Here is an 18,639-nt window from a genome sequence, read left to right on the forward strand (position 1 = left end):
CTTTGAGCGCAATAGTAAACGCAAACTAAGCCACATTTCCATTCAATCGAAAAAGTAAAAATTTCGCCTATTCATCTCTGTATGAAAAGCAATAAAGTTGTTATGATTAGCCCCATTTTTGTGAACTCTAACAGAGCTCGGCGTACATATTGCCGAGTTCTTTGTCCTTGAATTGAAGGAAACGCGTGTGAATATCCAAGCACTTATTAATGACAAAGTATCTCAGGCTCTAGAAGCCGCTGGCGCACCTGCAGGCAGTCCTGCAGCCGTTCGCCAATCAGCAAAGCCACAATTTGGTGATTACCAAGCAAACGGCGTAATGGGCGTTGCTAAAAAACTGGGTACTAACCCACGAGAATTTGCACAGAAAGTACTGGATGTTCTAGACCTAGATGGTATTGCGAGCAAAACAGAAATCGCTGGCCCTGGTTTCATCAACATTTTCCTAAGCGAAGAGTTCCTTGCGAAACAAGCCGACGCGGCGCTAGCAGACGAACGTCTTGGCGTAGCTAAAGAAGAAGCGCAAACCATCGTTGCCGACTACTCTGCACCAAACGTAGCAAAAGAAATGCACGTAGGTCACCTGCGTTCAACCATCATCGGTGATGCAGTGGTACGTACGCTTGAGTTCTTAGGTCACAAAGTGATCCGCGCGAACCACATCGGCGACTGGGGTACTCAGTTCGGAATGCTTATCGCAAACCTTGAGCGTGTACAACAAGAGTCTGGCGAAGTTTCTATGGAACTTGCGGACCTTGAAGGCTTCTACCGTGAGTCTAAAAAGCTGTACGATGAAGATGAAGAGTTCGCAGTAAAGGCGCGAAACTACGTGGTAAAACTGCAAAGCGGTGACGAGTACTGTGCAGAAATGTGGAAAAAACTCGTTGATGTAACCATGATCCAAAACCAGCGCAACTACGACCGTCTAAACGTGTCACTGACTCGTGACGACGTAATGGGCGAAAGCATGTACAACGACATGCTTCCTAAGATCGTTGCAGACCTAAAAGAACAAGGTCTTGCCGTTGAAGATGATGGCGCGCAAGTTGTATTCCTAGATGAATACAAGAACAAAGATGGCGAACCAATGGGCGTTATCGTTCAAAAACGCGATGGCGGTTTCCTATACACAACAACAGATATCGCATGTGCAAAATATCGTTATGAAGAGCTAAGCGCAGACCGTGTGCTTTACTTCATCGACTCACGTCAACACCAGCACCTAATGCAAGCTTGGACGATTGTTCGTAAAGCGGGCTATGTGCCTGAGTCTGTATCTCTTGAGCACCACGCGTTCGGCATGATGCTGGGTAAAGACGGAAAGCCATTCAAGACTCGTGCGGGTGGTACCGTTCGTTTGGCAGATCTTCTGGATGAAGCAGAAGTTCGCGCAGCACAGCTGATCGAATCTAAAAACCCTGAACTAGATGCGGAAGAAAAAGAGAAGATCTCTAAAACAGTTGCAATGGCAGCGGTTAAATACTCTGACTTATCTAAACACCGTACGACTGACTACGTGTTCGATTGGGACAACATGTTAGCGTTTGAAGGCAACACAGCACCATACATGCAATATGCATACACTCGTGTAGCTTCAATTTTCGCTAAAGCTGGTGTTGCTATGGATGCTCTCCAAGGTGACATCAAAATCACTGATGAGAAAGAGAAAGCACTTATTGCTAAACTTATGCAGTTCGAAGAAGCGGTGCAATCTGTTGCTCGCGAAGGCCAACCACACATCATGTGTAGCTACCTATTCGAACTAGCAGGTCAGTTCTCTAGCTTCTACGAAGCGTGCCCTATCCTAGTTGCTGAAGACGAAGCAGTGAAACAAAGCCGTCTGAAACTAGCTGCGCTAACAGCGAAGACCATCAAGCAAGGTCTGTCTCTACTGGGTATCGATACTCTAGAGCGTATGTAATCCGCTTTTACGTAGTTAGCTTAAGTAGCACAAGCTAAATGATGACGAAGGTTGACGTGAAAGCGTCAACCTTTTGTTTTATCTGTCGTATACTAATTCAAACTAAAAATTAATCGGACAGCAATAATGAGTTTTGAACTTCATCCTCAATTGGCAAAAGACACTTCGGTGATTGGTCACTTCCCACTTTGCGTCGCGCTTCTTCATAAAGATAATGCTGTGCCATGGGTTATCTTGGTGCCTAAACGCGAAAATTTGAAAGAGCTACACCACTTGCCAATGCAAGAGCAACAACAGTTTTTGCTCGAATCTCAAGCGGTAAGCCAAGCACTCGAAGCGACATTCCGCCCAGACAAGTTAAACCTTGGCGCCCTAGGTAACATGGTGCCACAGCTGCACATTCACCATATTGCGCGCTATAAAGACGATATGGCATGGCCAGGACCAGTTTGGGGGAATACAAAAGGAGAGTTTCGTACTGACGAAGAACAAGAAGAGATTCTTAACCGAATTCGTAATGTGTTGTCGTTAAGCTCTATCTTCCGTAAAGCGTAACCGTTATATAACTTTTAATTCAGGTAGAAAGTAAAAAGCCGCATCATTGCTGATGCGGCTTTGTTGTTTGTGCGCGATGGTTCATTGCTCCTACTACATGGTCACGGTAAGTGACAAACCATCGTGCTTTGTGACTGCATAGCGTATTCGCGTTATATGATGAGCTTTATTTGTATCTACCAAGCGAGAAATGCGACCTTTGTTAATCCATACACTTAACATGGCGTCTGCACCGTCTTCACTCATTCCGAACTGTTTTGCTAGCTCAGATTGGGAAACCGTTCCTTTTTCGGCAATATATTGATAAAGCTCTTTTAAAATCATACGACTTGCGCCTCAAACTCGCCTTGATGTTTCTTGCCTACGCGCTTGAAAACGCGGTACGTGCCAAAGAAAATCGCAATAATTGCGGCAATCCAAACGCCGCTGGTGATAGGGCTATCAGCGAAATGCATAAGCTGATGATAGAAAGTCGCACTCAAGTACGCGAGCCCCATTGTCCATACCGCTATAAAGCGCGCAAAGTTATTGCCGAATTCTCGAACATAGGCACCCATCGCAGCCACACAAGGAGTGTAAAGTAAGATAAAAACTAGGTACGCAAAAGCAGCATGACCAGAAACAAATTTCTCTTTTATGTTACCAAAGATCGATTCATCAATTTCTTGCTCCTCTGCGACTGCATGAGAATCTGCTAAATCACCGACGTCAATCCCCAGAGGATCAGAATAGCTCAGCCCTGCTAGGTTTTCAGGAATGCTCATCACCGCTTCTTCTAGGCTACCCATAAGATCAAATTCTGCATCCTCTCCATCGGTTGGCGTAGTATATAAGCTGTTCAATGTGCCCACGACTGCCTCTTTCGCGAAGATACCAGTAATAATACCAACCGTTGCTGGCCAGTTATCCTCTTGAATACCAATTGGTGCAAACACTGGCGTCACAACCTGAGCGGCTTTTGATAGAACCGATTTATCACTGTCTTCATTACCGAATGTACCGTCAGTTCCTAGCGAGTTGAGGAAGCTCAAGATAGCAACAACCACTACGATGGTTTTACCTGCACCCAATACAAACCGCTTAAGTTTTTGCCAAGTTTTGATCACGACGTTCTGCAATGTCGGAAGCTCATAGTCAGGCATTTCCATCACCAAGCTATCACTGCTGCCAGGATACAGCGTGTGCTTGAGGAACAAACCGGTAAACACCGCGGCGACAATACCAAGTAGGTAAAGTGCAAACACAATGTTTTGACCAGAGCCTGGGAAGAAAGCGGCAGCAAATAAAGCGTACACAGGTAAGCGAGCACCACATGACATAAACGGTGCCATCGACGCAGCCAACTTGCGCTCACGCTCTTGGTCTAGCGTGCGCGTTGCCATGATTGACGGAACGTTACAGCCAAAACCAAGAACCAAAGGGACAAACGCTTTACCCGGCAAGCCGATTTTCTGCATCACTTTATCAAGCACAAACGCAGCGCGTGCCATGTAACCCGAGCTCTCAAGCACAGCAAGGAATAAGTACAAACACGCTATGACCGGGATAAAGGTCGCAACTGTTTGAATACCGCCGCCTAAACCATCAGCAATCACCGTAACTAGCCATACGGGGAGGTGACCATCTAATAAGTGATGTCCACCATCAACCAGCAATGCGCCTACACCAATGTCAAAAAAGTCGATAAATGCACTACCGATGTTAATCGAGAACATAAACATCAAGTACATAACCACAAAGAAGAATGGGATCCCAATCCACTTGTTCAAAATAAACTGGTCGAGTTTTTCAGTCACGCTACGGCTTAATTTGCCTTCGCTTCGGCGAACTTTTTTACACTGTTCATGCAGGTATGTGTACTTGGTATCCGCGACATGCAAATCGATATCCAAGTCTAAAGTCGCAATGACTTCCAATACTTTGCTTCTATCAATATCGGAAAGGCTATTGAGAACCATCGTGTCTTTTTCAAGCGCACGAATCGCTAATGCACGATGGGCGACGGTTTGATCGTTAAAAAGTGCGGAAACAGTTTGAATCGCCGACTCCATCTTTTCACCGTAATGCAAAGATAGCTCTTTAAGCGCGACCCCTTGAACGATGGACTTATGAAGTTTTTCTTTAAACTCTGCAACTTGAGTTTTATTGGTTGCAGATAAACTTACTACAGGACAACCTAACGTTTTCTCAAGCTCTGAAACGTTAATCATTTGACGTTCACGTTTTAGCGCATCCATTTTGTTGAGAACAACAATCATAGGACGGCCAAGTTCGCGAAGTTGCAACGTCATATATAAGCTGCGCTCTAAACTCGTGGCATCAACCACGTTGATAATGAGATCAGCAGGATGAGTTAGAACCGCACGCGATGCAATGGATTCGTCAATACTATTGCTATCATTACCACTGTCTAACGAGTAAATGCCAGGGAGGTCAGTGAGCAAAAACTCGTCACCCGCATGTTTGAATTGTCCCGTTTTCTTTTCAACGGTGACGCCTGCCCAGTTACCAACTTGCTGTTTTGCGCCAGTCAAACCATTAAATAGCGTCGTTTTACCACTATTAGGATTACCTACGGTAAGCACTTGATATTGCATTACACTCGCTCCACTTCAATTTTCTGAGCAATGGTTTCTCGCAATGCGACAGACACACCACGGACTTCGACTTGTAAAGGATCGCCCATTGGAGCACGTCGAATCACTTTAACTTCTGTATTGGGAAGCAGCCCCATGACCATGAGTTTCTTTCTGATATCTGATGAAAGACCATCTAACAACCGAATCGTCACCGTATCGCCAGGATTAATCTCTGATAACTTCATAGTGGCCCTTAAGAGTATTGCTAATGAGAAATATTATTATTTAATAAGTTTAGGCTGCCAATATTACTCTCCTATAACCCTTCAATCCTTGTGTGAAATCAAAGATTTCATAAATGTTTTCATGCTTTCAAACGTCAACTCCGTAAATTTCCTCTCGTTATTTACGTCAAAATTAACAATTAAAAATCACGACCAATGAAATAAAAATGTCACAAACAAATGGTAAAGATAAAAATTTCCATATAAAACAACAGGTTAGATGAAATTTAAAACTTTGTCGTTTTTCTCATATCAACATGGCGTTATTTTTATAAGAAAAATAAGTAACCTCTCGTATAGTTACTCCATCGAGAGGGCAACCTCTCAAATGAATTCCAGAGGTGGCATGGCAACATGTCACTCCGGCAGCAAGCGAAGGTGTCATTGACACCCGTGGTATAGTCCCCCCGGCTATACCACGATATTTTTTTTCATCTCTCTCTAAACTCTTTATCTTATCCACCTTTTCAGCACAGTTCTGTTTTCACGAATTTCGCATCCCCCCACTACTCAAATGAACCAACGCACTCTAGATACAAAAATACAACCATTCATATATTTGTCGCCGTAGGTAAATCCGTCCTCTTAAGCCATGTATGGTTATAGCTAAGAACAGCGCTACTAACAGATAGAGCGTGACCGTGCTTACGTATTGAGAATGGATTTGTAGGCTAGATGTGATGAAGAAGCAATGAGAATCACTGCATTGGTAGCTCTAGCAATAGTAGAGCACTATAAGCAGCTCCCCAGTCTTTTGAATATTCACTAGGGAGTGTGTAATGAGGTTTTTTAGTTGGTTTCTTGGCTTTCTTGAGTCAAAGCAAACTTGGAAGGAGGCAAACCAAAATGCAATTTAAACTTTTGGCTAAAGTAAGAAGGATCATTAAAGCCGCAGTTAAACGCTACTTCGCTGATTTTCTCGCCCGCTAATAACTGCTCACACGCCGTTTCTAAACGAACTTCGGTTACATAATCTTTTAACGTTCTTGACGAGGCTGATTTAAAGCGCCTCTGTAAAGAGCGTTCTGACATGAACAGCATTTTAGCCGCTAAAGCAGTACCAAACTCAGGGTCATGGTAGTGCTCAGCCACCAGCTGATAGACTTTTTGCAACCATTCTTTCTCTGGGGTCACTTTATCTTCGACGATAGGTTCAGACTCAAATTCTTGCAAAGATTCATCCACATAACTCATCTCTTTCGCAGTTGGCCATGTAATTTCGATTTTATTTTGAGCGTCGGAAGTAAACACCGCCAAGTATCCTCCACTCGTTGTCACTAACTGGGCAAGATGATCAATACTCAATTCAGAGTGGTTCATATTAGATGGACGCCCGGTCGTGACTTTATTAGGCAGTTGCGTCCCATAATCAAGAAAACTCAATGAAACAATATCATTGCCCTCTTCTAGCATGATTCTCACCGTTTGGCCTCGGAAAGAACGCTTGATGATATTGGCAAAAATGCTGTTGAAGATAACATCAAGGTTAAAGCTTTCCAGAGCAATTCGACTTGTTTTTCTCTCATCTTCAAGCTCCACCATAATCCCAGCCTTCGCAAAATCATCTTGCCATACATCAACCACCGATTGAGTTATCTGACTCAAATTGTAATTGTGACTGCCGCCGCTAGCTTCGCCAGGAACACTTTTTAACTCATTTAATTGCCATGTCGTTTTCGCCAGATGATCTTCCGTAGCTGCATCCAAAGGTATGGGTAATTTTGCCGCTATAAAATCGACACTGGACTTAATAGATTGCGCCACGTGATCAACCAACAGGTTTCTGACTTGAATCTGTTTACGTAGCTGTTGGTTACTCGTCAACAACACTCGGCTTTGATGCCTCAACTGGTTAGTTTTGAGTGTCACTTGCGCAGCTAAATCACGGTTAGCCTGTACAACATAGCGAGAACGCCAGTACATAAGTAGTGCAACCATGGCAATACTCGCTACCACAAAACCTAAAATTGCGAGTTGCGATAAATACCAAGGATTAAGCACAATAAAATACGACTCGAGCCCAACCAATCCAGCAGCGACTTGAGACTCATTACTTACCTGTAGATGGTATTCACCGGAATTGAGATGCTCTAGAGTCAGTTGGCCTCCCTCTAGCGTTTGCCAAGGGTCATCGTTATTCAATCGATAATACAAGTTTTGACTGTCTGGTTTTGGCATCACGCCAAATAAGAAACTTAGAGAGGAGCCATACGGTAATTTTATTCCATTCAAATCGGCGCTACCAACTTGTAGAACCTCGTTTTCAAGCACAACTTGGCTCACGATAAACTTCGACTCTGGAGGGTTGGACACAAGCAGCTTGGATGCTTCAGCTTTTACCAACCCGTATTTCGATCCTAGGACGAGCTCTCGCTCACCATCTTCTGTGTACTGTATAACACTGCAAATTCCTGGTAGAAACTCGTTGTTCATTAAGCCAGACGCCGATGAATAATGTTTCACTAATTCACCCGAAAGGTGGTAATAGCTTAACCCGACAGAAGAGGCTAACCACACACCTTGCCTGTCTCTGATCAAGCAAGCAGGTCGCGCGTTGGGCATACTCATTTCAACAACACGTTTCTCGTCACGTCCTTTAATCGTTTTAAAAACGCCGTAGGATGACGCAAACCACTGACTGCCATCAACCGCCGTGACCATGTCTAATGATTCACCAAATTTTTCGGAATAGCGGATGAACTGGATGTTTTCATTGCTGTATTGATAAACCCCATGATCGGTCCCTATCAATAGAGAGTCTTCAGTGTCGTATAAACGCGTAACCTTAGCTGGTAAGTACTGACTTACTAGCCACTCACTTCCAAAGTTTCTTACGCTTTGCTTGGTTATATCAACATTGTAAAGATGGTATCCGCTTGATACCCAGAGACGATCATTACCATCTACAGTCACGTGCTCCACTGCGTGTCCAGCCATAACCTGTAAATAAGGAAATGTCACTTTGTTAAGACCATTCAACTCGAATATTTCGAGCCCTTTAGAGGTCGCAAGCCAAAGCATCCCACCTTGAAATGCAAATTCATTGATCTGCGAATCAAGCTCCAAGACTTTGATGTTGCCACTCTCACCTGTCCGATAAAGCTTTCGGTCATCCGCGAACCAAAGTGCATCATCAGGTCCTGTGGCGGTTTGTCGAATTCGCCCTGATAAAGTTTGCGAGTCATAACTACTGAAGGTTACTCGTTCAAACTTTTTACTAAACAAGGAGTAATAACGAATGCCTTGGTTAGTCGCGATCCACATCCCTCCCATGTTGTCACTCAGTAGCGAATAGATCTTTGTATTATCCAGCTCCAGTTCAAGAAAGCTTGCAGGCTCGACTTCTGTCACTTCGCCTGACAAGAATGAGTATAAATACAGACCATGCTCAGTCCCCACCCAGTACTCTTGATTTGTCTCAGCGAAAGTCAATACATGAGAACCGCCAATCTTAATCACCTCTTTATCAGGTTGATAAATATTGAAAATTAATGCCCCACGCAACGTTCCTACCAGAATTTCTCTGCGCGTGTGTGAGTAGTAGATCTTTTCAATGTAGTTCTGACCTGAAGCGACTACATGGTCAAACTTATCTCCTTCTGAAAGATAAAAGCCAGAAGTTGTAGCAAGTGCCCACTTCTCTTCGAGCAGAACTGCATCGTTAATATAAACATAGCTATTGTTGCTATGTTGATAAAGCTGCAACAAAGAAAAGGACTTTAACTCGCTAGTATCGATGTTGTAAGTATAGAAATGTGCGCCATCACTAACCCAAATATAATCTTCAGAAGAACCGATTTTTCTTATTTGCGACCCGGGGTTTAAGCTAAAGACTAAACGTCTTTCTTGATTTGGATAAGTTTGATACACCTCATTCTCAACAAAGGTCCAGAACGAGCCTTCATGATAAGCCAGTTGCTTGGCAGACGTTTGTAAAAAACTGCCTGATTTAGGTAGGATATTTTGGCCATCATAAAACAACACCCGCCCATGCACGTCGTGAATCCACAAGCCCCCTTGCTCACCCAAGAACAATTTTTTAGCCGCAATAAAAGTACCCTTAACCTGAGTCGGCAAAGGGTAAAAGATGGCATTCGCATTATGAAGAGCAAATGCTTGGAAAGATAGGAAAAAGCCCAACAAGACAAGGGCTAATTGGCGTAGCAAGACGAAAACCTTTTATATCAATTTGTGCTCGGCGCTCACCGTCCATATCTTCTACAGCATGGACTTATACGGTTATTTTGAGCTGCTAATTATTGATAATGATATCTCAATTACTGTTTGAGAAAAGGCTCGCCTTGCCAAAGGTTGTAATTCTTACTACTGGATCACGTTAAAAGGACTATTCCTACACAACAACACTACTTAATCCGTCTTTTGGCTCAAGCACTGCTCAAAATTATTCGCCATATTGTTGAGAAAAGTAAAGTAACTGCCCGGTTTTGCTTCAATTGTGCTCCCTAATGGGTCAAGTTCACCTTTGGCAACTTTGCTACCTCGCATCACGCTCTGAACGACAGCTGGAGTAAACTGAGGTTCAGAAAACACGCAGGCTACATCTCCTGAACTTAACTTTTGACGAATTTGGATTAAGGTTTTTGCTCCCGGCTTACGATCCGGGCTCACGGTGAAGTGCCCCATTTGATTTAACTCATAACGCTCTTCGAAATAACCATAAGCATCGTGAAACACAAAGTAACCTTTGTCTTTCACTGGCGATAATTTCTTCTTGATCTCTAGGTCCGTCTGGCTGAGCTCAGTTTCAAATTTTTTAAGGTTTTCTTGGTACTGTGCTGCATTTTCCGGATCAAGTGATCCTAGTTGATTTACGACAGCCTTGGCAACTTGTTGTGCTTGACTTACACCTAACCAAAAGTGCGGATCATGTGAACCATGATCGTGGCCATCATGGTCATGGTTGTGCTCACTATCAAACTCACGCAAATCTAGATCTGGAATTTGACTAATAGTCAGAGTATTCGATCTGTCTGACACGACTTTTTCCAGAAACGGTTCGAGATCATGTCCGTACCAAATAACTAAATCAGCAGAAGCGATTTTCTTAACATCCGATGGGCGTAAAGCGTAATCATGGGGTGAAGTGTTGGACTGCAGTAATACATCTGGCGAAGTCACACCTTGAGTAAGCTCTGTCACTAATAACTGAATCGGTTTGATACTCGTTAGTACCGTTACTGCGTGTGCTGGCAACGTTAGCATCGCTGACGCAGCAAGAATTAATGCTCTTTTCATAGTTTTACTTGGGATATGGTGTAGAAAGTGTGATAATGTTACATTATAACATTATTGATTTGCAAATGAGTTTCATTCATGTCTTCCTTAGTCCATCTTGAGCACTTATGCGTCGAGTTCGATGGCCGCAGAGTTCTCGATAACATTAGTATGGAATTACAAAAGGGCAAAATAACAACCCTAATTGGTCCCAATGGAGCGGGAAAATCAACGTTAGTCAAAGTCATTTTAGGCCTTCAAAAACCGACTAGCGGCAAATTAAACCGACAAAGAAAACTAAAAATTGGTTATGTTCCTCAAAAATTGAAGCTCAATGACTCTCTTCCATTGAATGTCACCCGTTTTCTAAATTTAGCAGGAAAATACAGTAAACAAGAATGTATTGATGCATTAAGGCTTGTTGGCGCTGAGCATTTAATTAGTAGTAACATGCATCGCTTGTCAGGTGGTGAAAACCAACGCGTATTACTTGCGCGTGCTTTGCTTCAACGCCCAGAGCTGTTAGTGCTAGATGAGCCTGCGCAGGGTGTGGATATTCAAGGTCAAATCGATCTCTACGATCTAATTGAAAGCATTCGTCACCGATTCGATTGCGGTGTATTTATGGTGTCACACGACTTACATTTAGTAATGGCCAAAACAGATGATGTCATTTGTCTGCATCACCATGTTTGCTGCTCTGGTTCACCTGCCACGATTACTCAGCACCCTTCTTACATCGCGCTATTTGGCAATGCAGCGAGAGAATCGCTCGCGTTTTATCATCACGACCACGAGCATCATCATCACGATTTATCCGGAACGCCAGTAACTGGCGATGCGACATCATGCTCCAACCATAAACACGGACATCATCACCATGATTGAGTTTCTTCTACCTTCTATTCTTGCTGGTATTGGCATCGCGATCATTGCAGGTCCTCTTGGGTCATTCGTCGTTTGGCGCAAAATGGCTTACTTCGGTGATACCCTGGCACATGCTTCATTGATGGGTTTGGCATTAGGCTTTCTGCTCAACGTGAACCTTTATCTTGCACTACTCGTTTGCTGTTTAGCACTCGCCGTATTGCTCGTGACATTGCAGAAACAACAACTGGTCGCAACCGATACGCTTCTGGGTATACTCGCCCATAGCGCATTATCTGTTGGTCTAGTTTCTGTTAGTTTCTTGGATAATGTCCGTGTAGATCTGATGAGTTACTTGTTCGGTGACTTACTCGCAGTATCTCCGCAAGATCTGATGTTCATTTACGCAGGTGTCGCTGCTGTTAGTGTGTGTCTTTACGTTTTTTGGCGACCTTTATTGTCGAGCACAGTTAGTGAAGAGCTTGCTGCCGTCGAGGGCGTCAATACAGACTTGGTTAGATTGGTGTTAATGCTTATGGTAGGTGTTGTGATTGCCGTAGGAATGAAGTTTGTTGGGGCACTTATCATGACTTCTTTGCTGATCATCCCAGCAGCAACAGCACGTAAGGTCTCTTCATCACCAGAGCAAATGGCACTGTTCGCATCTATTATTGGCTCTGTGGCAGTACTAATGGGGCTTAGCCTATCATGGCACTTCGATACGCCGGCTGGCCCATCAGTAGTAATCAGCGCAACATCTCTGTTTATGCTTAGCCAATTTATTCGCCAAAAATCGTAAAAAGTACCTTGATACAAAAAAGCCTAGCAATAATTGCTAGGCTTTTTTAGCTTTAAGCTTCGAGTTGGAAATTACCAGCCCGTTACTTCACGTAGACCTTGGCCGATCTCTGCTAGAGATTTCACAGTCTTAACGCCCGCCGCTTCTAGTGCTGCAAATTTGTCTTCAGCAGTACCTTTACCGCCAGAGATAATCGCACCAGCGTGGCCCATACGTTTACCAGGAGGAGCAGTTACACCAGCAATGTAGGAAACCACTGGCTTCGTTACGTTTTCTTTAATGTATGCTGCTGCTTCTTCTTCTGCTGTACCACCGATTTCACCGATCATAACAATCGCTTCAGTTTCAGGGTCTTCTTGGAACAGTTTTAGGATATCAATGAAGTTTGAACCTGGGATTGGGTCACCACCAATACCAACACAAGTAGACTGGCCGAAACCTTCGTCTGTTGTTTGCTTAACTGCTTCGTAAGTTAGAGTACCGCTGCGAGATACGATACCTACTTTACCTTTCTTGTGGATGTGACCAGGCATGATACCGATCTTACACTCGTCAGGAGTGATAACACCCGGACAGTTAGGACCGATCATGCGAACGCCAGTTTCTTCTAGCTTCACTTTCACGTCGATCATATCTGTTGTAGGGATGCCTTCCGTGATTGTTACGATTAGCTCGATGCCGGCATCAATCGCTTCTAGAATTGCATCTTTACAGAAAGGTGCTGGAACGTAGATTACTGTCGCTGTTGCGCCAGTTGCTTCTACTGCTTCGCGAACTGTGTTGAATACAGGTAGACCTAGGTGAGTTTGGCCACCTTTACCTGGAGACACACCACCAACCATCTGAGTGCCGTATGCGATAGCTTGCTCTGAGTGGAACGTACCTTGACCACCAGTGAAACCCTGACAGATTACTTTAGTGTCTTTGTTAATTAATACAGACATTATTTAGCCTCCGCAGCAGCAACAACTTTCTGAGCAGCATCCGTTAGCGACTCAGCAGCAATGATATCAACATCAGAATTAGCAAGAACTTCGCGACCTAGGTCAGCGTTAGTACCTTCTAGACGAACAACAACAGGTACGCTTACACCTACTTCTTTAACCGCACCGATAATACCTTCTGCGATCATGTCACAACGTACGATACCACCGAAGATGTTAACAAGTACCGCTTTCACGTTGTCATCAGATAGGATGATCTTGAATGCTTCAGCAACACGCTCTTTCGTCGCGCCGCCACCTACATCTAAGAAGTTAGCTGGCTTGCCGCCGTGTAGGTTTACGATATCCATCGTACCCATTGCTAGGCCAGCACCGTTAACCATACAGCCAACGTTACCGTCTAGTGCTACGTAGTTCAGTTCCCACTGAGCTGCGTGCGCTTCACGCTCATCTTCTTGTGATGGATCATGCATTTCACGAAGCTTAGGCTGACGGTAAAGAGCGTTTGAATCGATGTTGATCTTACCATCAAGACATAGCAGGTTACCTTCACCAGTAACCACAAGCGGGTTGATCTCAAGTAGAGCAAGATCGTACTGGGCGAACATAGTGCCAAGACCCATAAAGATCTTAACGAATTGTTTGATTTGGTCACCTTCAAGACCAAGTTTGAACGCAAGCTCGCGACCTTGGTAAGCTTGTGGGCCTACTAGTGGATCGATTGCAGCTTTGTGGATAAGCTCCGGCGTTTCTTCCGCAACTTTTTCGATTTCAACACCACCTTCTGTGGAAGCCATGAAAACGATCTTACGGCTTGCACGGTCAACAACCGCACCTAGGTATAATTCGTTTGCAATGTTTGAAGCTTCTTCAACAAGGATTTTTGTAACTGGCTGACCGTTAGCGTCAGTTTGGTAAGTCACTAGGTTTTTACCTAACCACTTTTGTGCAAACTCTTTAACGCCTTCTTTTGTATCGTGCAGCTCTACACCGCCCGCTTTACCACGGCCACCAGCGTGAACCTGACATTTAACTACTTTCTTTTCTGTACTGATACGGCCTGCAGCTTCAAAAGCTTCTTGTGGTGTATCACACGCGTAGCCTTCTGGCACAGGCAAACCGAATTCTGCAAACAGCTGTTTGGCTTGGTATTCATGCAAATTCATTTCGATATTCCGTTTGTTTTTCCCTTAAGGGATTTATTATTTCCATAACGCTGCAGTCTTGGCTGCTTGTACGTCTGTAGGGTCTTCTCAAATCAATCCCTCATCACGAGTATTCATGGTGTGGGATTCAAATGAAGGCCAGACGTTGAGCTAGTCTAGCCATTGAAATTTTTAACGTCTAGCTACCTACGATAACTAGACGTTTTAGCGATATTAAACGTCTAATAGGAGACGTGCTGGATCTTCTAGCAACTCTTTAATCGTCACTAGGAAGCCAACAGACTCGCGACCATCAATTAGGCGGTGATCGTAAGACAGCGCTAGGTACATCATCGGCAAGATTTCAACTTTGCCATCCACTGCCATCGGACGCTCTTGGATCTTATGCATACCAAGAATCGCTGATTGAGGTGGGTTGATGATTGGTGTAGACATTAGTGAACCGAACACACCACCGTTTGTGATAGTGAAGTTACCGCCCATTAGCTCGTCTACCGTTAGCTTGCCATCACGACCTTTGATAGCCAGTTCTTTGATGCCTTTTTCAACATCAGCGAAACCAAGCTTGTCACAGTCTTTTAGGACAGGTGTAACTAGACCACGTGGCGTTGATACCGCCATGCTAATGTCGAAGTAGTTGTGGTAAACAATGTCATCGCCATCAATCGAAGCATTTACTTCTGGGTAACGCTTAAGCGCTTCTGTTACAGCTTTCACGTAGAAAGACATGAAGCCTAAACGAATACCGTGACGCTCTTCGAACTGATCTTTGTACTGCTTACGAAGGTCCATGATTGGTTTCATGTTCACTTCGTTAAACGTCGTTAGCATTGCCGTGTTGTTCTTCGCCTCTAGCAGACGGTTAGCGACTGTTTTACGCAGGCGAGTCATTGGAACACGTTTTTGGCTACGAGCCGCTGCCGGCACGTCAACCACTGCTGGTGCTTCTTCTTTTGGCGCAGCTTTAGCGTTCGCAAGATGCGCTTCAATATCTTCGCGCGTAATACGACCACCAACGCCAGTGCCTTTCACTTGGCTTGCTTCTAAGCCATGCTCAGCCAATAAACGACGTACTGCTGGGCTTAGTGCATCATTGCTTTCTTCGCTAAGCGCAGCTTTATGACGTTTATCAGGAGATGCTTCCGTACCTTCTGTTTTGTCTGCGGTAGGCTCACCTGCAACTGCACCTGGCTTCAATTTAGCAATGATTTGTTTGGAAAGTACTGTCGCACCTTCTTCTTCAACGATAGCTTCCAAAACGCCTGCTTCCGGAGCTGGCACTTCTAGCACGACTTTGTCCGTCTCGATGTCAACCAAAACCTCGTCACGCTCTACTGCGTCGCCTGGTTGTTTGTGCCATGTCGCTACGGTTGCATCAGCAACTGATTCAGGTAAATCTGGAACCAGAATTTCAATTGTCATATCTGTTTCTTCCTTTAACTTCTAGTTCTTAATTCGAAGTTTTTGAGTTCACGTTCAGAGCGTCTTCAACCAACGCTTTTTGTTGTTTCAAGTGCACCGACATGTAGCCAACTGCTGGCGAAGCAGAAGCTGGGCGACCTGCGTATTTAAGATCTGCACCTGCAGGAATAGCGGCACGGAAGTTGTGTTGGCTACAGTACCAAGCACCTTGGTTCTGAGGCTCTTCCTGACACCACACGAAGTCTTCAACGTTAGTGTATTGAGCAATCGCTGCTTGTACTTCTTCCATCGGGAATGGATAAAGCTGCTCGATACGCACGATAGCGACATCGTCTTGCTCGTTGTTACGGCGCTGCTCCAGTAGGTCAAAATAAACCTTACCTGAACAGAACACGACGCGTTTTACTTTGCTTGGGTCTAAATCATCTACTTCTGGAATTGCAGATTGGAATGTACCGTCCGCTAAGTCTTCAATTGTCGAAGTACATAGAGGATGGCGCAGCAAAGATTTTGGCGACATAACAATCAGAGGTCGACGCATTGGGCGTACAACTTGACGACGAATCATGTGGTATACCTGAGCCGGTGTTGAAGGAACTACAACCTGCATATTTTGCTCAGCACACAACTGAAGGTAACGCTCTAGACGTGCAGAGGAGTGCTCAGGGCCTTGACCTTCGTAACCGTGAGGTAGAAGCATTGTGAGACCACACAAGCGTGCCCATTTCTGCTCACCTGACGAGATGAATTGGTCAATCACAACCTGCGCGCCGTTGGCAAAGTCACCAAACTGCGCTTCCCAAATAGTCAAACCACCTGGCTCTGCTGTTGCGTAACCGTATTCAAATGCCAATACCGCTTCTTCTGACAGTACTGAGTCAAACACTTGGAATGGACCCTGATTGTCATGAATATTCGCTAATGGAATGTACGTACTTGCATCTGTTTGGTTATGAAGAACCGAGTGACGGTGGAAGAAAGTACCACGACCCGAATCCTGACCAGAAAGCCGAATACGCTTACCATCATCAACTAATGTTGCATACGCCAATGTTTCGGCCATACCCCAGTCGATTGCTTTTTCACCGGTCATCATTGCTAGGCGATCGTTGTAAAGCTTATTAACACGGCTTTGCAGTTTATGGCTTTCTGGATACTGACAAAGACGATTACCCAACTCGATAAGACGCGTCTTGTCATATTTTGAATCCCACTCCATATCCCATTCATGCCCTAAGTAAGGGGACCAGTCTACAGAGTGCAACGCCATTGGACGCCATTCTTTAACCACCACTTCACCGCGGTCTAATGCGTCGCGGTACTCATTGACTAACTGAGTCGCTGTCTCGATATCTGATTCGTTTTTATCGATCAGAATATCCGCATACAATTTGCGTGGTGTAGGGTGTTTTTTGATTTTTTGGTACATCAAAGGCTGAGTCGCGTTTGGCTCATCGGCCTCGTTGTGACCGTGGCGACGGTAACACACCAAATCAATCACGACATCGCGCTTGAACTCGTTGCGGTAATCCAAAGCAATACGAGTAACAAAAGCAACTGCTTCTGGGTCATCGGCATTCACATGGAAGATTGGCGCCTGAACCATCTTAGCGATATCTGTACAGTACATCGTTGAACGCGTGTCACGAGGGTTAGACGTCGTAAAGCCAACTTGGTTGTTAATAACGATACGCACCGTACCACCGACTTGGAAACCACGAGCCAGTGACATGTTGAACGTTTCGGCAACCACACCCTGACCAGCGATTGCAGAGTCACCGTGGATAGTGATAGGAAGCACTTTGCTACCTTGATTATCACCCAAGCGATCTTGACGTGCTCGCACCGACCCCATGACTACTGGGTTGACGATTTCTAGATGCGATGGGTTAAATGCAAGAGCTAAGTGAACATCACCACCTGGGGTAGCAAAGTCGGCAGAGAAACCTTGGTGATATTTCACATCACCCGTGCCCCAAGTTTCGTCGTGTTTACCGGCAAACTCATCGAACAGATCTTGAGGCTTCTTACCAAGCACGTTCACCAGCATGTTCAAACGACCACGGTGAGCCATACCGATAACCACTTCACGCATCCCACTTGTTCCCGCGTGACGGATCAACTCTTTCGTCATCGGAATCAGTGCGTCACCACCTTCTAGAGAGAAACGTTTTGCACCTGGGAATTTCGCCCCGAGGTAACGCTCCAAACCTTCAGCGGCTGTTAGCTCTTCTAGGAATGTGCGCTTCTCATCTTTGTTGAATGATGGCTGGCCTACGACAGACTCAAGACGTTGTTGGATCCAACGTTTTTGCTCTGTGTCAGTCATGTGCATGTATTCAGCACCGATGGAACCGCAGTAAGTTTTGTTGAGGGCTTCATAGATGTCTTTCAACTTCATGGTTTCTTGCCCAACAGCAAAAGAACCTACGTTGAAAGTTTCTTCGAAGTCATCTTCGGTAAGATTATGAAAAGCAGGGTCTAACTCCGCCACGGTTGGGCGTTGCCATAGACCTAGTGGGTCTAATTCTGCAGCTTCATGTCCGCGGAAACGGTATGCGTTGATTAGCTGTAGAACTTTTACTTGTTTTGCATCGACATCTGGGTCACTAACTTGGACATTGTAATGCTTTGTTTCTCTAGCGAGTCGACGGAAGTAGTCACGGACACGTGAATGTGGTTGTTCTGCCACTTCTTCTGACGGCTTAGGTAAGCCTTCAAAAACACGTTTCCACTCCTCACTTACCAGATCGGGATCACTTAGATACAGTTCGTAGAGGTCCTCTACATACGTTGCATTGGCGCCAGCCAAGTGTGAAGACTCGAGCCATGCCTTCATCACGCCGTTGTGCATATTTTCCCTTAAC

13 protein-coding genes are annotated in these 18,639 nt (G+C 44.8%); 4 read left to right on the forward strand and 9 right to left on the reverse strand.

What is annotated here, in order from left to right:
• The first annotated feature begins 187 nt into the window (after nt 1–187).
• Nucleotides 188–1,921 carry an arginine--tRNA ligase gene (gene argS / locus F7Y48_RS03190; RefSeq protein WP_012842044.1) on the forward strand — a complete coding sequence of 578 codons (1,734 nt, stop codon included), beginning with the start codon at nt 188–190 and terminating at the stop codon, nt 1,919–1,921.
• Nucleotides 1,922–2,047: 126 nt separating this feature from the next.
• Complete coding sequence (locus F7Y48_RS03195; RefSeq protein WP_316680983.1) at nt 2,048–2,476, forward strand: HIT domain-containing protein; 429 nt, start codon at nt 2,048–2,050, stop codon at nt 2,474–2,476.
• Between the two features lie 93 nt (nt 2,477–2,569).
• On the opposite strand, the gene F7Y48_RS03200 is transcribed toward F7Y48_RS03195, so the two are convergent.
• From F7Y48_RS03200 to znuA, 5 genes are all read right to left on the reverse strand, one after another.
• A complete protein-coding gene (locus tag F7Y48_RS03200; protein ID WP_005396058.1) occupies nt 2,570–2,800 on the reverse strand; it encodes a FeoC-like transcriptional regulator in 231 nt (76 codons plus the stop codon).
• Nucleotides 2,797–5,073 carry a Fe(2+) transporter permease subunit FeoB gene (gene feoB, locus F7Y48_RS03205; RefSeq protein ID WP_316680987.1) on the reverse strand — a complete coding sequence of 759 codons (2,277 nt, stop codon included), beginning with the start codon at nt 5,071–5,073 and terminating at the stop codon, nt 2,797–2,799. Before feoB ends, F7Y48_RS03200 begins: the two co-directional genes overlap by 4 nt.
• Nucleotides 5,073–5,300, reverse strand: coding sequence for a ferrous iron transport protein A (locus F7Y48_RS03210; RefSeq protein WP_005382190.1), 228 nt, complete (start codon nt 5,298–5,300; stop codon nt 5,073–5,075). Before F7Y48_RS03210 ends, feoB begins: the two co-directional genes overlap by 1 nt.
• An 828-nt stretch (nt 5,301–6,128) precedes the next feature.
• Complete coding sequence (locus F7Y48_RS03215) at nt 6,129–9,506, reverse strand: AraC family transcriptional regulator (protein WP_316680994.1); 3,378 nt, start codon at nt 9,504–9,506, stop codon at nt 6,129–6,131.
• 201 nt (nt 9,507–9,707) lie between these two features.
• Complete coding sequence (gene znuA, locus F7Y48_RS03220; RefSeq protein WP_006742703.1) at nt 9,708–10,595, reverse strand: zinc ABC transporter substrate-binding protein ZnuA; 888 nt, start codon at nt 10,593–10,595, stop codon at nt 9,708–9,710.
• 78 nt (nt 10,596–10,673) lie between these two features.
• Here znuA and znuC point away from each other — a divergent pair, with 78 nt between their 5' ends.
• Together znuC and znuB are read left to right on the forward strand one after the other, a co-directional pair.
• Nucleotides 10,674–11,462 (forward strand): zinc ABC transporter ATP-binding protein ZnuC, encoded by a 789-nt coding sequence (gene znuC, locus F7Y48_RS03225; RefSeq protein WP_006742704.1) that lies wholly within the window; start codon nt 10,674–10,676, stop codon nt 11,460–11,462.
• Nucleotides 11,455–12,240, forward strand: coding sequence for a zinc ABC transporter permease subunit ZnuB (znuB, locus tag F7Y48_RS03230; RefSeq protein WP_046874250.1), 786 nt, complete (start codon nt 11,455–11,457; stop codon nt 12,238–12,240). The genes znuC and znuB overlap by 8 nt, the downstream gene beginning before the upstream one ends.
• A 71-nt stretch (nt 12,241–12,311) precedes the next feature.
• Here znuB and sucD read toward each other — a convergent pair whose 3' ends face one another.
• From sucD to sucA, 4 genes are all read right to left on the reverse strand, one after another.
• The gene (sucD, locus tag F7Y48_RS03235) at nt 12,312–13,184 is read right to left on the reverse strand and encodes a succinate--CoA ligase subunit alpha (RefSeq protein WP_005382181.1); all 873 of its coding nucleotides are present in this window, start codon (nt 13,182–13,184) and stop codon (nt 12,312–12,314) included.
• Nucleotides 13,184–14,350, reverse strand: coding sequence for an ADP-forming succinate--CoA ligase subunit beta (gene sucC, locus F7Y48_RS03240; protein WP_005393009.1), 1,167 nt, complete (start codon nt 14,348–14,350; stop codon nt 13,184–13,186). Before sucC ends, sucD begins: the two co-directional genes overlap by 1 nt.
• 213 nt (nt 14,351–14,563) lie before the next feature.
• Nucleotides 14,564–15,772 carry a 2-oxoglutarate dehydrogenase complex dihydrolipoyllysine-residue succinyltransferase gene (odhB, locus tag F7Y48_RS03245; RefSeq protein WP_005393012.1) on the reverse strand — a complete coding sequence of 403 codons (1,209 nt, stop codon included), beginning with the start codon at nt 15,770–15,772 and terminating at the stop codon, nt 14,564–14,566.
• Nucleotides 15,773–15,800: 28 nt separating this feature from the next.
• Nucleotides 15,801–18,626, reverse strand: a complete 2,826-nt coding sequence (gene sucA, locus F7Y48_RS03250) for a 2-oxoglutarate dehydrogenase E1 component (protein WP_005393014.1) — start codon at nt 18,624–18,626, stop codon at nt 15,801–15,803.
• Nucleotides 18,627–18,639 lie beyond the last annotated feature (13 nt).

This window comes from Vibrio sp. 2-1-2a, assembly GCF_032648565.1.
In the GTDB taxonomy this organism is placed as follows: Bacteria; Pseudomonadota; Gammaproteobacteria; order Enterobacterales; family Vibrionaceae; genus Vibrio; species Vibrio diabolicus.